Raw genomic sequence first — 14,438 nt, 5'->3', positions numbered from 1 at the left:
TCAAAGTAAATAGAACCCACTTAAAAATAAAATTTTGTGCAATTTTCAGTTCAAAATTGCGATTTGAATAAGATACCGAAAATGCCCTTTTATTGGTAGCGTTTTAAGGGACTGTTTTGATCTAATTGGGCTAAATACTCTAGCTTTTCACTAATTTTGGTTTCTAGACCACGTTTTGTTGGAAAGTAGTACTTGCGATCCTGCATTTCTGGTGGGAAATAGTTCTCACCAGAAGCGTATGCATTAGGTTCATCATGCGCATAACGATAATCAGCACCATAACCCATGTCTTTCATTAATGAGGTTGGCGCGTTACGTAGGTGATTAGGCACATCATAATCCGGCGAGTTAATCGCATCCATTTGTGCTTGTTTCCATGCGGTATAAACTGCATTACTTTTTGGTGCACACGCTAAATAGACGACCGCTTGTGCTATCGCTCTTTCGCCTTCTGCAGGACCAAGTCGAGTAAAACAATCCCATGCATTCAAAGCCACTTCCATTGCTCGTGGATCAGCGTTACCAATATCTTCTGATGCAATCGCTAATAATCGACGTACTACATACAGAGGATCGCCCCCTGCTGCCATAATTCGTGCTGCCCAATACAAAGCGGCATCCGGATTTGAACCACGAATCGATTTATGAACCGCTGAGATTAAGTCATACCACATGTCACCTTTATTATCGAAACGTGCCAGTTTTTCACCGGCAACTTCCGCTAATAAAGGTAAATCCACCACTTTTTTACCTTCGTGGTTTTCTTCTGCCATATCATGCAACAACTCTAAATAATTTAGAGACATGCGAGCGTCACCAGACACTAAATCAGCTAATTGCAATTTTACGTCATCAGGAAGAACAAAATTATCGTCATTTAAGCCGCGATTTTTATCGGTCAATGCTTGTTCGATAATCTGTACAATATCTTGTTTTTCTAATGATTTTAATTTGTATACCCGAGCTCTAGATAATAATGCATTGTTTAGCTCAAAAGACGGGTTTTCCGTTGTCGCACCAATAAACGTGATTGTCCCATTTTCGATATGAGGCAAAAACGCATCTTGCTGACTTTTATTAAAGCGATGAACTTCATCCACAAATAAAATCGTTCTGCGGCCTGTCGTTTGATTTTCTTTGGCTTTGTCAATCGCCGCTCGAATATCTTTTACGCCAGACGTCACAGCAGAAACACGCTCAACTTCTGCATTTGCGTAATTTGCAGCAACTTCCGCTAACGTTGTTTTACCGGTACCCGGAGGCCCCCATAAAATCATTGAATGTATTTGGCCAGCTTCAAGCGCGCGACGTAATGGTTTACCCACCGCTAATAAATGCTGTTGACCAATATATTGCTCAATATTTTGAGGGCGCATTCTAGCAGCAAGGGGACGAAAATCGTCCCCTGCTGAAAAATCTAAACTGAAATTACTCACGTTTATCCTTTTATTCTAAACATGATTTCGCATTAAGTAAGACCTTAACGCTGATCATCAATATCTACACCATCAGGGACAGTGAACATAAAATTAGATTGGGCTGGCTTTTTCGCTTCAAACGTTGTGAAATTAAAATCGCTACGCTGCCCATCTTGCTCTACAACTGAAAACCCCGTTACTTTACCTGACGGTTGAATACGAACGATGAATTCACTTTTTATAGCAGAATCTGATTTTGGTGAAACCGTAAATGCATCACCGTTTTGAGCTACTGAGTAGTTATCCCAATCAGACGCTTTATTGCGTGTTAATAAAACAAAAGGAGTTTGAGTTGTCGCTTGATCTAATCCCATAAGAGTCACTTGTTCTACAAATGGATTGTAGTACCACAATGTTTTTCCATCGGTCACTAATAGGTTTTCATCCGGAGTTTGAGTATGCCAGCGGAACAAGTTAGGACGCAAAATTTTCACATCCCCTTCGCCTTGCATCAATACATCCCCTTCAGGGCTCAACACTTTTTGTGTAAATGACGCTTCAAAACCTTTATTTTGATTCAAACGATCCGTTAATTCACCTTGTGGAGAAGCAAAAGCAACAGAACTTAAAAAACACAATGATAATAAAATTTTCTTCACTATAAATAATCTCAATTTAAACAAGACAATTAATCGCCCAAACCTACAGGAGGCGGTGCAATCACTTCACGGTTACCATTATGGCCCGGAGTACTTACTATCCCGTGCGCTTCTAGTTGCTCAACAATACGAGCAGCACGGTTATAACCAATTCTAAACTGTCGTTGGACACCAGAAACAGAACCACGTCGAGAAGTGGTTACAAATTCAACCACTTGATCAAACAGTTGATCAAGCTCTTCTTCACTGTCCGATTTTTCACCCGGCAACAACGATTCTGCGCCTTGTTCACTTTTAGTAATGGCTTCAACATAATTTGGTCGACCACGAGCTTTCCAATCATTAACAACCGCATGTACATCATCATCAGAGGCAAACGCACCATGTACACGAACCGTATGGTTAGAACCTGGCGCTAAGTAAAGCATGTCACCCATACCAAGTAATGACTCTGCACCACCTTGGTCAAGAATGGTTCTTGAATCGACTTTCGTTGAAACCGTAAAAGCAACACGTGTTGGAATGTTTGCTTTAATCAATCCAGTAATAACATCAACGGAAGGACGCTGCGTTGCCAGAATTAAGTGAATACCTGCCGCACGCGCCTTTTGAGCTAATCGAGCAATCAGTTCTTCTACTTTTTTACCCACAACCATCATCAAATCGGCAAATTCATCAACGATAACAATAATAGAAGGTAATTTTTCTAACAACGGCGGTGTCTCATGCATACTGTCACCCGGTTTCCATAATGGATCATGGATAGGATGTCCTGCTGCTGCTGCCATTTTTAATTTATCATTAAAGCCTTGTAGGTTACGTACCCCTAATGCAGACATTAATTTATAACGACGTTCCATCTCACCAACACACCAGCGTAATGCATTACCTGCATCTTTCATGTCAGTAACAACTTCCGTCAATAAGTGTGGGATACCTTCATAGATAGAAAGTTCCAACATTTTTGGATCAATCATGATAAAACGTACCTCTTCTGGTGTGGCTTTATAAAGTACACTCAAGATCATGACGTTTACACCGACTGATTTACCAGAACCAGTCGTACCAGCAACCAAGACGTGAGGCATTTTGGCTAAGTCCGCAATAACCGCTTCACCGGCAATATCAAGCCCCATCACTACCGTGGTTGGTGATTTTGCATTTTGAAATATTTCACTGCCAACAACATCAGAGAAAAAGACGGTTTGACGATTAAAGTTCGGTAACTCAAGGCCAACATAAGGTTTACCCGGAATAACTTCAACCACACGAACGGCCATTGCCGATAAAGAACGCGCTAAATCCGTTGCTAGACCTGAAATTCGGCTGACCTTAACACCCGGAGCCAAATCCAATTCAAAACGTGTAATAACAGGGCCAGGGAAAATATCCACCACACGAGCTTTAATTTTATAATCGGCTAATTTCGCTTCTACCAAACGAGCGGTATGCTCTAATGATTCACGAGATTCCATTTCCGCACGTGTATCTGGCGAAAATAATAAATCTAAGGTTGGCATCGGTGCCGTTGGTTTTGGTAGGTTTGGTTCTGAATTTACCAAGAATGGATTCTGCAATGCCGCTTGAGTTGCTTTTTCTTTTGCAACTAACGCTTGGAATGCGGCGATATCTGCATCAGAGTGTGTTGGCTCATTCTCAATAATTTCTTCTACTTCGACTACCTCTGCAATTTCATGTTTTTCGATGGCATTAAATACAGGTAATTCTTCAGTTACTTCCTCAATCTCATCGTCTTCATGTGCAGAGAAATGAATGTCTTCAATATTATCTTCGTTATGCGATGCTATAAACGCAGAACTAACATCATCAATTTCTTCCGCAGTCACCTCATTAAAAGGTTCATTTACACTATAATCAGACGCTGACTCTTCAGGAATGGAAGAAAAAGGCACCGATTCAGCAATGCTCGAATCTTCAGCAGGGAAATGAGGCAGCTCTTCATCTACTGACAAGATATCATCATTATTGATACTGATGTCTTCATCACCAGCGACCATTACGCTAGGGATAGACGCCGCTGCTATTTTCACAAACGTTTTTTCCGCATCCATATTACTTAGAAGAGGATCTTGATCTAACGCTTCCATATCTAATTCTTCAATCGTTGCATTACTGCGCATTGAAAAATTAATACCATCATCCAAAGATTCTGGTTCTTGTCTCTCTGGTACTGATTCCACTGAAAGCGCTTCTTTAACCTCTGTTCCATTATCGCTCATTGGTATTGCCGTTGTTTCTATTTCAGCTTCTTCCACTGCTATAGGCATCACTGGTTCAGTAACAATATTAGTGGGTGTTTCGTCGGCAAACACATCGATAGAAGAGCTTGAGAACAAGGGATCATTGTCACTGTCATCAAACTGATTCATTTCAAATTTATTTAATGGGTACTCTTCAAATTTGTCTTCAACAATCGGTTCTTGAGAGAATGCAGATAATTCGCTTGCTGATATTTTTGGTGTTTCAAACGCATTAACTGCCGTCGGTACGGCGCTAAATGAGGCATTACGGCCAGCTTGATTTAAACTATTATCTTTGGGTTCTTCCGTCTCTGTAACACTCGTATCTACCCGATACGTCTCATCATCTGTTTTTCTTGCTTTATTAACTATTTTTCTAAAGCCTTCAAGACTCCAGCCACCAAGATTATCAACAATAGTTAACCATGACACACCAGTAAATAACGTTAAACCTGCCCCCCACAAGAACATGAAGATAAGCGTTGAGCCTAATAAGTTAAGTGCAGGTGTTGTAATACTCGTTAGGACATCACCAACAACACCACCAGACGAGAAATACCAAAGATCATCAAAACTGGTATCGGCTAACGCACAGCTGGTTAAGAATAAAATGAGCAGACCCAGAATACGAGTACCAATCATCATCAGATCTAACTCGGCTTCGCCATCTTCATCTTTTTTTCTAAAAGCAATCCATGTGCAGCTCATTATGATGACAGGTAATAAATACGCTAAAGAACCAAACGAGAAAAATAAAGTATCACCAATCCAAGCACCTAATGCACCACCTGCATTTTCTACACTGCCAGCCCATGCAGTCTGAGACCATGATGGATCTGCAGGATTAAAGCTATATAAAGAGACAGCAATAAAAATAGTCGCAAGTAAGCCAACTATAAACATGGCTTCTTGCAACCGTTGATTACCATTCAACCGTTCTTTATCCGGTTCAGATATCTTTTCAACTTTTAATGTCGTCAGCTGCTCTTTTCTTTCCGATATTTTTTCTTTTATCTTTGAAAACAAAATACTATCCACTGTCACTATACTTAGATTTAGTCATTCCACTTTACTTAAAGTAAGGATCACTAAATCTCTATAAATTAAAAACAAGTCGAGCGGCATTACGCCGCTCGTCAATATTAAAGTACAACTAATACATACTTAACGTATTTATCGTCACTAACAGTCTAGCAAGGAATAACGTTCACTTATGTCGACTGCCTTCAGGTACTTTAATTATCTTGCTGTATCTAGCGCGTTTTAATCACTAAATTATTCGTCTGTTTAACCTCTTCCATAACCACGTAAGTACGTGTGTCGTTAACTCCCGGAAGACGTAATAGTGTATCACCAAGTAATCGGCGATAAGCACTCATATCTGATACACGAGTCTTTAAAAGATAATCAAAATCACCTGAAACTAAGTGACACTCTTGAATATCATCTAATAACTGCACTGCAACATTAAATTGTTCGAAAACATCTGGAGCACCACGGTTTAATGTGATTTCAACAAATACTAACAATGATGCATCAAGATACTGTGGGTTTAGTAATGCCGTATAGCCATTAATATACCCTTGGCGTTCTAAACGACGAACGCGCTCTAAACATGGAGTAGGAGATAACCCTACTCTCTTAGATAATTCAACATTTGAAATTCGGCCATCTTTTTGGAGTTCATTCAAAATATTGCGATCGATACGATCCAGGTCCTTGGACGGTTTCTTATTATCTACCATTTTTTATTCCACCTTATTACTTCCTTGCAAAAAAATATACTACAACTTTCTAATATTTAGCATCAAATTTTGCTTTTTACAATCTATACTAGATACAAATTCGAAACAAAAACCCTACAACCAGTTAAAACAACCATAACTAAAAAGGAATACAGGATGATCATTGGCGTACCTAAAGAAATAAAAAATCACGAATACCGTGTTGGAATGATCCCAGCGAGTGTTCGAGAACTCATATCTCATGGCCATGACGTTTTTGTCGAAACAAAAGCCGGCTCTGGCATTGGTTTTACCGACGATGATTATATCGCGGTAGGCGCATCCATTCTTCCTACTGCTGAAGGCATTTTTGCAAAAGCAGAGATGATCGTAAAAGTTAAAGAGCCTCAAGCTGTTGAACGTGCGATGCTGCGTGAAGGACAAATATTATTCACGTATTTACATCTTGCACCAGATTTTCCACAAACAGAAGACCTAATTAAGAGTAAAGCTGTCTGCATCGCGTATGAGACTGTAACAGATTATATGGGTCGTCTGCCACTATTAGCGCCAATGTCTGAAGTTGCAGGTAGAATGTCGATTCAAGCCGGTGCTCAAACACTTGAAAAGTCCAATGGTGGCCGTGGTTTACTTTTAGGTGGCGTACCTGGTGTTGAGCCTGCAAAAGTTGTTATCGTCGGTGGCGGTGTCGTTGGTGCGAATGCTGCAAGAATGGCGGTAGGTATGCGTGCTGACGTCACTATTTTAGACCGAAACCTTGATACACTTCGCTCTCTTGATGAAGAATTCCAAGGTCGAGCAAAAGTGGTTTATTCAACCGTTGATGCGATTGAAAAGCATGTGTTAGAAGCGGACCTTGTTATTGGTGCCGTTCTTATACCTGGCGCAGCAGCACCGAAACTGGTTACGGCAGATCACATAAAACGTATGAAGCCAGGGGCCGCTGTTGTTGATGTCGCTATCGACCAAGGTGGTTGCTTTGAAACATCACATGCAACAACGCATGCAGATCCAACTTATATCGTAGATGACGTTGTTCACTATTGTGTGGCAAACATGCAGGGGGCCGTTGCAAGAACATCTACCTTTGCACTAAACAATGCAACATTACCTTACATTATTAAATTGGCAGATAAAGGATACAAATCAGCTCTTCTTGAAGACAAAGGATTTTTAGATGGCTTAAATGTAATCAATGGTAAAATCACATGTAAAGAAGTTGCTGAAAGCTTCAACTTAGATTATATAACCCCTGAAGCTGCACTTAATGCTTAAAAATCATACTCAATATTAAAATCATTTTAGGGCACCCATCGCGGTGCCCTTTCTTTACTTTAATAAATTCCATACAATCACCATATATGATTAAGGATGGTGAACACGCCTAATGTTTCTCCTACCCTACTTTTACCTTTATTTTAGCTCGGAGATCCTATGAGCAACGTTAAGCATTCGAAATTACTGATTCTTGGTTCTGGCCCTGCTGGATATACAGCAGCCGTTTATGCCGCTCGTGCTAATCTAAACCCAGTAATGATCACTGGTATGCAACAAGGCGGACAATTAACAACAACGACTGAAGTTGAAAATTGGCCTGGTGGCGCGACAGACATGACAGGTCCCGGCCTAATGGAAGAAATGAAAGCGCATGCAGAGCGTTTCAATACCGAAATTATTTTTGACCATATTAATGAAACCGATTTCAGTCAACGCCCTTTTCGTTTAAAAGGTGACTCTAGTGAATATACGTGTGACGCCCTTATTATCTCAACAGGCGCATCAGCAAAGTATCTAGGACTAGAATCTGAAGAAGCATTTAAAGGCCGTGGCGTTTCTGCTTGTGCAACCTGCGATGGGTTCTTCTACCGTAACCAAAAAGTAGCCGTCATTGGCGGTGGTAACACCGCTGTCGAAGAAGCGCTTTATTTATCGAATATTGCCGCCGAAGTTCACTTGATCCACCGTCGCGATACTTTCCGTTCAGAGAAGATCTTAATCGACCGTTTGATGGATAAAGTAGAAAACGGCAATATCATCCTTCATACCGATCGTACTTTAGATGAAGTTCTGGGCGATGAAATGGGTGTCACTGGCGTAAGATTAAAAGACACAAAATCTGACATGACAGAAGATTTAGACGTCATGGGCGCATTTATTGCTATTGGCCACCAACCAAATACCGCGATATTTAATGGCCAACTAGACATGGAAAATGGCTACATTAAAGTGAAATCTGGTCTTGAAGGTAATGCGACTCAAACCAATATCGAAGGCATTTTTGCTGCCGGAGATGTTATGGATCACAATTACCGCCAAGCTATCACCTCTGCAGGTACTGGCTGTATGGCTGCACTCGATGCTGAACGCTTTTTAGATGCGCTAGACGTAAAAGAAAGTTAAACTAATAGACCCGAAGTGAACGACTTACTTCGGGTTTTCTTTTGCTCATCTTATTTTGCTTGTATTACATCTATTTCTTTTATAATAATTATTCACACCAGAAATATTTCGTCATGGCAAAATAATACAACACGTAAGCCTTCAATATTATGGATAAAATACAACAACGCGAGTTAGGACAATGGCTCAAAGGCCAAAGTAAGCTTGCTAAGAAATGGCTCGCCCTATCTATTGGGCTTGGCTTTCTTTCCAGTCTTTTTCTTATCGCTCAAGCGGCACTATTAGCCGATATTCTGCACAAGCTCATCATTGAACAAACAGATAAGTATGAGTTACTTCCTCAATTCATCGCCATTTTTGCCATTGTAGGAATTCGAGCAGCTTGCAGTTGGGGTCGTGAAGTCGCCGGTTACCGTTGTGGCGAGCATATTCGAATTCATATACGCCAGCTCATTCTTAACAAACTCCAAGAATTAGGACCGGCTTATATAAAGGGTAAACCGGCAGGGTCTTGGGCTACGTTGCTATTAGAGCAAGTAGAAGACATGCAAGATTTCTTCTCTCGTTATCTACCGCAAATGTCGCTTTCTGTCATGATCCCTTTTGTTATTTTAATCGTTGTGTTTCCTCAAAACTGGGTTGCCGGATTAATTTTCTTATTAACCGCGCCATTAGTGCCCCTCTTTATGGCATTAGTAGGAATGGGAGCGGCTGACGCTAACCGCCGAAACTTTAAAGCATTACAACGATTATCTGGTCATTTTTATGATCGTCTGCAATCAATGACCACTATTCGCCTATTTGACAAAACAGCGCAAGAAACAAAACATCTTCATAATGCTTCTGAAATATTCCGCAAGCGTACAATGGAGGTGTTACGACTCGCCTTTTTATCTTCTGCTGTGCTTGAATTCTTCACCTCTATCTCAATTGCCCTTGTTGCCGTTTATTTCGGTTTCACTTATATCGGTGAGCTTAACTTTGGTAATTACGGAATAACAGTGACCTTATTCACGGGTTTATTTATTCTTATTTTAGCGCCTGAGTTTTATCAGCCATTACGCGATTTAGGAACGTTTTATCACGCAAAAGCTCAAGCCGTAGGCGCTGCCGAGTCGATTGTCGAGTTTTTAGCGATTGATACTAATACTCAAACGAATGGTGATAAGAAAGTATCTCAATCGACCACCCTTGATATTGAAGTCACGGACTTAATCGTCAACAGCCATGACGGAAAAGCATTACTCGGACCTATCAGTTTTCATTTACATGAAAGCTCTCAAACCGCATTGGTTGGTCCAAGTGGCGCAGGGAAAACAAGTTTAATCAATGCACTTCTTGGATTTTTACCTTACCAAGGCAGTATCAAGATAAATGGTATTGAGCTATCTAAGTTAAACAAAAAAGAATGGTACCAAGAAATAAACTGGGTTGGACAGAATCCAACATTAGTACATGGAACCATTGAAGAGAATATTACGCTTGGTAAGCAAAGCATATCTAAAGAACAATTGGACTCGGTAAGTAAGCAAGCTTTTGCTAATGAGTTTATTGATGAATTAGGTTATCAACACCAAATATCTGATCGCTCTGGTGGCTTATCTGTTGGTCAAGCTCAGCGTTTAGCATTAGCTCGAGCTTTATTACAACAAGGACGCCTGTGGATCTTAGATGAACCAACAGCCAGTCTTGATGCAAAGAGTGAGCAACTTGTAATGCAAAGCTTAAGTCTAGCTACTCAAGGCTTAACGACTTTAATGATCACCCATCGCTTAGATCAACTTTATGCAATGGACACGATTTTAGTCATGGATAAAGGCCAAGTTGTTCAATCAGGTTCATTTGATGAAATTAAAGACTCTGGTTTATTTGCAACCATGCTTGCCGCAAAACAACCGAAGCAAGGTGATCTTGATGCGTGATTTACTCCCTTACATAAAACTATATAAAAAACATTGGTTTGGACTAACGTTAGGCATGCTACTCAGCTTTGCTACGTTATTTGCTTCCATTGGCTTGTTAACCGTATCTGGTTGGTTTATTTCCGCATCAGCGGTTGCCGGATTAACCATTGCTCGTGAAACGTTTAACTACATGCTTCCTTCTGGAGCAGTACGTGGTTTCTCTATTGGTAGAACCGCAGGTCGTTGGGGCGAACGCGTCGTTAGCCATAATGCAACGTTCAAATTATTGACTGAACTTCGTATTTTCTTCTTTAAAAAGTTAATCCCATTGATCCCAGGTCGATTCTCTAAGTTACGTGACGCCGATTTATTGAATCGTCTTGTGGCTGATGTTGATGCAATGGATCATGTTTATCTACGCCTGATCAGTCCTATTATTGTTGGTACATTAGGCATTATTGGATTAACGGCTTTTCTTGCTTGGTTTGATCTCACTATTGGATTAACGCTTGGATCTATCTTATTTTCATTATTATTAATTTGGCCTACGTTATTTTATAAGCTCGGAAAAAAGAACGGTGCCGAGCTAACTCATAACAAAGCCACATTAAGAATCAAAACATTAGACTGGCTACAAGGTAATGCAGAATTACGTATTTTTGGTGCTGAAGAGCAATATCAACAACGTATTCTCGATGCTCAAGTCGCTCTATTATCAAATCAACGCCACATGGCAACGCTTACTGGCTTAGCGAATGGATTACTATTACTTGCTAATGGTTGGACGCTACTGTTAATGCTTTGGATATCGGCGGATGGCATTGCGGGAATGACCCCTGACCCAATGGTGGCAATGGTCGCTTTTGCTACGATGGCCAGCTTTGAATTATTAATGCCGATTGCTGGTGCTTTCCAATATTTAGGTCAGACGTTAAGTTCTGCTCGTCGATTAAATGAAATCATCACAGCCACACCTGATACTATTTTTGATGAAAATGGCGTTAGCCAAGCAGTAAAAGGAAATCTAACGATTTCAGATGTTAGCTATCAATATATGGATGCTGAAACGGATGCAATTAAACATATTTCATTAGATTTACTTGCCGGGCAAAAAATGGCAATCGTAGGGCAGACAGGCTCAGGTAAATCGACATTATTACAACTGCTAACCCGTCAATGGGATCCTAAATCAGGAGTAATCTCTATTGATGGTGTTCAATTGCCGAAATGGAAGGAATCAAGTTTACGTAACGCCATGTCCGTGGTTAGTCAGCGAGTTGATATTCTAAATGGTTCATTACGTGACAATCTATTGCTTGCAAATGATACTGCCACTGACGATGAATTAACTCAGGTACTCAATAAAGTTGGTTTAGGCGATTTAGTATCAAATGAAGGACTGAGTGCTTGGTTAGGTGACGGAGGCCGTCAATTGTCAGGGGGTGAACGTCGTCGTATTGGTATTGCACGCGCGCTATTGCATGATGCCCCTATTGTGCTGCTTGATGAACCAACAGAAGGCCTTGACCAAAAAACAGAACAACAAATCATGACCGTGTTAAATGACCATATAAAACAAAAAACCGTTGTCTTCATTACTCACCGTCTAGTGAACTTAGAAAACATGGATCAAATTTGTTTAATGGACCATGGCGAAGTGATAGAACAAGGGACTCATGAAAGTTTACTTTCACTTAAGGGTGCTTATCATCAATTATGGCAACGTTTTTAATCGTCAGTTCTTCAGAATAGACAATTAAAAACACCGTAAGCGTGCGGGGAACTACACCTAACAAATAAAATTCATTATGCGTATCTTACGATCTTTCATTTAACGAGAACGTAATTATGCAAAAAGATAAAAAGAGAACACCAGAGCAATGGCACGCTCTATTTGAATCTCAGCAATCTAGCAAGCTTAGTGCCGCTGAATTTTGTCGTAACCATAATATTCTGCCAAGACATTTAGTGCACGTAAAGCACGATGGAAACAAAAGATTAACGCTTCTACTTTCTTGAAAGTAGAAGCGTTAACATCAACTATCATCGCCACTCCACAATTACCAGATATTCAACTTTCTATCGGAAAATTGCGATTAACATTGCCAGCTAATACTGAACCTCACTGGATAGGACTCTTATTAAAAGGGTATCAATCATGAATGTATTTACTGATGTTTCCACCATTTATCTTCATCGTGATTTTGTCGATTTTCGCAAGGCCATTAATGGCCTTGTCGTGATTGTTGAGCAAGAAATGCAACTATCACCGTTTAGTGATGCTCTATTTATATTTTGCAATAAGCCTCGTGATAAACTCAAAATATTGTATTGGGATAAAACAGGATTCGCTTTATGGTACAAGCGATTAGATGAAGACCGCTTCAAATGGCCACGAAATATAAATAACGATACGTTAGCATTATCAGAGCAGCAACTGACACTGCTATTACAAGGTTTTGATATCTTAGGACATCAACCGGTACATTATCAAACAACCCTTTAAATAGTTGATTCTCAGTCAAGAATAGGAGGCAACCGATTGATTACCTGTATTATCGTTATATAGTCATCTACATGACTGATAAAATAAAACCACTTCCTGATACCATTGACGAGCTGAAAGCACTTGTGCTTCAGCTTGAAAATAAATATAACCGTCTTCTAGAGCAATTTCGACTGGCTCAACATCAGCGCTTTGGTAAAAGCAGTGAATCTGACTCGACTCAATTTGATTTATTCAATGAAACAGAAGAAGAAATCATCATTGAAAATGATGACACACAAACGATTACCTACACTCGTCAAAAGCCAAAACGCCAACGCTTACCTGAAGACTTACCGCGTACTGTTATTATCCACGACATAAAAGATAAAACTTGTAAGTGTTGCGGTCTAGAGATGCATGCGATGGGTAAAGACATCAGTAGCGAAAGTTGGAATTTGTACCAGCTAAAGTGGAAGTTATTCAACATGTTCGTCCTAAATATGCTTGCCGAAATTGTGAAAAAAACAATACTTCAGTAGACATTAACAAGCCCCAATGCCAGCGTCACCAATCCCTAAAGGGATTGCGACCGCAAGTTACTTGCTCAATTTATTACGCTAAATTTCATACAGTCTTCCACTTTACGTCAGAAACGTTAATTCAGCATGGGGTACATTTATTGACGGCGACGAATGCGGATTGTTAATAAATGGCCCGGACTATTCCCCTCTAATAAGAATTACTCGTATTTGGCTGAACACCCACCCGCTTGTGATGAAACAACGGTAAATGTGTTGGATGTTGAAAAAGCAAAATGTTATATGTGGGTCTACTGCTCTGGCTATGATTCTCCAGGCTCTGGTGTTTTGCCTGGAATTGTACTTTATGATTATCAATCTAGCAGGCATGGCTACCATCCAGTTAACTTTTTAAAAGGTTATAACGGGTATTTACATACCGATGGTTACCAAGGTTATGAACAAACTGAAGCGATTTTAGTTGGCTGTTGGGCACACGCACGTCGACGATTTATTGAGGCTCAACGTGTTCAAGTAAAAGGGAAAACAGGGAGTGCAGATTGGGTATTGAGTAAAATCCAAAAGCTATACCGGATCGAATCGTTATTAAAAGAGGCTTCCCCTGAAGCCAAGTATGTTGCTAGGCAGACAGAAGCCCGCGATTTACTTAAAGAGCTCCGTGATTGGCTTGATAGCGCAGTTAGTCGAGTATCACCTAAAACAAAATTAGGTGAGGCGATTAGCTATACATTAAATCAATGGGATAAATTAGTTCGTTATATTGATGATGGATTGTTATCTATTGATAACAATCGAGCAGAGCGAGCGGTTAAACCGTTTGTTATCGGCCGGAAAAACTGGTTATTTTCGGGTTCAACGGCTGGTGCAGATTCAAGTGCAATGCTTTACAGCATTGTAGAAACAGCAAAGGCAAACGGATTAATCCCTTACGATTATATTAGGTATTGTCTAGATCGTTTATGTGTTGGATCGCCAGATATCGATTCACTTTTACCTTGGAATGTAAAAGACAAGGTGTAGTTCC

Annotated in this window: 10 protein-coding genes and 3 pseudogenes; 8 read left to right on the top strand and 5 right to left on the bottom strand. The window is 40.2% G+C overall.

Features of this window, described 5'->3' with window-relative positions; genetic code table 11:
* Positions 1 to 89 precede the first annotated feature (89 nt).
* The 5 genes and pseudogenes from VSAL_RS09695 to lrp all read right to left on the bottom strand — a co-directional run bounded on the left by VSAL_RS09695 (position 90) and on the right by lrp (position 6,083).
* Positions 90 to 1,442, bottom strand: coding sequence for a replication-associated recombination protein A (locus VSAL_RS09695; protein WP_269447618.1), 1,353 nt, complete (start codon positions 1,440 to 1,442; stop codon positions 90 to 92).
* Between the two features lie 38 nt (positions 1,443 to 1,480).
* Positions 1,481 to 2,077: an outer membrane lipoprotein chaperone LolA gene (gene lolA, locus VSAL_RS09690; RefSeq protein ID WP_012550417.1), complete on the bottom strand. Its 597-nt coding sequence runs from the start codon at positions 2,075 to 2,077 to the stop codon at positions 1,481 to 1,483.
* 29 nt (positions 2,078 to 2,106) lie between these two features.
* A pseudogene (locus VSAL_RS24255) lies at positions 2,107 to 3,669 on the bottom strand (DNA translocase FtsK); the annotation flags it as partial.
* Positions 3,670 to 4,797: 1,128 nt separating this feature from the next.
* Positions 4,798 to 5,241: pseudogene (locus VSAL_RS24250) on the bottom strand (DNA translocase FtsK 4TM domain-containing protein); the annotation flags it as partial.
* A gap of 350 nt (positions 5,242 to 5,591) precedes the next feature.
* Positions 5,592 to 6,083 carry a leucine-responsive transcriptional regulator Lrp gene (gene lrp, locus VSAL_RS09680; protein ID WP_012550415.1) on the bottom strand — a complete coding sequence of 164 codons (492 nt, stop codon included), beginning with the start codon at positions 6,081 to 6,083 and terminating at the stop codon, positions 5,592 to 5,594.
* A 156-nt stretch (positions 6,084 to 6,239) separates the two neighbouring features.
* Here lrp and ald point away from each other — a divergent pair, with 156 nt between their 5' ends.
* From ald to tnpC, 8 genes and pseudogenes are all read left to right on the top strand, one after another.
* Positions 6,240 to 7,358: an alanine dehydrogenase gene (gene ald / locus VSAL_RS09675; RefSeq protein WP_012550414.1), complete on the top strand. Its 1,119-nt coding sequence runs from the start codon at positions 6,240 to 6,242 to the stop codon at positions 7,356 to 7,358.
* A gap of 159 nt (positions 7,359 to 7,517) precedes the next feature.
* Entirely contained in the window at positions 7,518 to 8,483 is a 966-nt protein-coding gene (gene trxB, locus VSAL_RS09670) for a thioredoxin-disulfide reductase (protein ID WP_012550413.1), read from the top strand.
* Positions 8,484 to 8,632: 149 nt separating this feature from the next.
* On the top strand, positions 8,633 to 10,405 hold the full coding sequence (gene cydD / locus VSAL_RS09665) for a heme ABC transporter permease/ATP-binding protein CydD (RefSeq protein ID WP_012550412.1): 1,773 nt from the start codon (positions 8,633 to 8,635) through the stop codon (positions 10,403 to 10,405).
* Positions 10,398 to 12,119 carry a heme ABC transporter ATP-binding protein/permease CydC gene (cydC, locus tag VSAL_RS09660; RefSeq protein ID WP_012550411.1) on the top strand — a complete coding sequence of 574 codons (1,722 nt, stop codon included), beginning with the start codon at positions 10,398 to 10,400 and terminating at the stop codon, positions 12,117 to 12,119. The genes cydD and cydC overlap by 8 nt, the downstream gene beginning before the upstream one ends.
* A gap of 116 nt (positions 12,120 to 12,235) precedes the next feature.
* On the top strand, positions 12,236 to 12,406 hold the full coding sequence (tnpA, locus tag VSAL_RS23885; RefSeq protein ID WP_231850832.1) for an IS66 family insertion sequence element accessory protein TnpA: 171 nt from the start codon (positions 12,236 to 12,238) through the stop codon (positions 12,404 to 12,406).
* Positions 12,403 to 12,549, top strand: a complete 147-nt coding sequence (locus VSAL_RS23880) for a hypothetical protein (protein ID WP_231850831.1) — start codon at positions 12,403 to 12,405, stop codon at positions 12,547 to 12,549. Before tnpA ends, VSAL_RS23880 begins: the two co-directional genes overlap by 4 nt.
* A complete protein-coding gene (gene tnpB, locus VSAL_RS09655) occupies positions 12,546 to 12,893 on the top strand; it encodes an IS66 family insertion sequence element accessory protein TnpB (RefSeq protein ID WP_012548924.1) in 348 nt (115 codons plus the stop codon). The genes VSAL_RS23880 and tnpB overlap by 4 nt, the downstream gene beginning before the upstream one ends.
* A 71-nt stretch (positions 12,894 to 12,964) precedes the next feature.
* Positions 12,965 to 14,434 (top strand): annotated as a pseudogene (tnpC, locus tag VSAL_RS09650) (IS66 family transposase).
* Positions 14,435 to 14,438 lie beyond the last annotated feature (4 nt).

The organism is Aliivibrio salmonicida LFI1238 (assembly GCF_000196495.1).
Taxonomy (GTDB): domain Bacteria; phylum Pseudomonadota; class Gammaproteobacteria; order Enterobacterales; family Vibrionaceae; genus Aliivibrio; species Aliivibrio salmonicida.
The sequence above is the reverse complement of the archived record's forward strand: the minus strand, read 5'-3'. Positions and strand labels throughout refer to the sequence as shown.

Bases quoted from the DNA above. Each gene is read 5' to 3' on its own strand.
- lrp (WP_012550415.1), bottom strand. From the start codon at position 6,083: ATGGTAGATAATAAGAAACCGTCCAAGGACCTGGATCGTATCGATCGC.
- ald (WP_012550414.1), top strand. From the start codon at position 6,240: ATGATCATTGGCGTACCTAAAGAAATAAAAAATCACGAATACCGTGTT.
- trxB (WP_012550413.1), top strand. From the start codon at position 7,518: ATGAGCAACGTTAAGCATTCGAAATTACTGATTCTTGGTTCTGGCCCT.
- cydD (WP_012550412.1), top strand. From the start codon at position 8,633: ATGGATAAAATACAACAACGCGAGTTAGGACAATGGCTCAAAGGCCAA.
- cydC (WP_012550411.1), top strand. From the start codon at position 10,398: ATGCGTGATTTACTCCCTTACATAAAACTATATAAAAAACATTGGTTT.
- tnpA (WP_231850832.1), top strand. From the start codon at position 12,236: ATGCAAAAAGATAAAAAGAGAACACCAGAGCAATGGCACGCTCTATTT.
- tnpB (WP_012548924.1), top strand. From the start codon at position 12,546: ATGAATGTATTTACTGATGTTTCCACCATTTATCTTCATCGTGATTTT.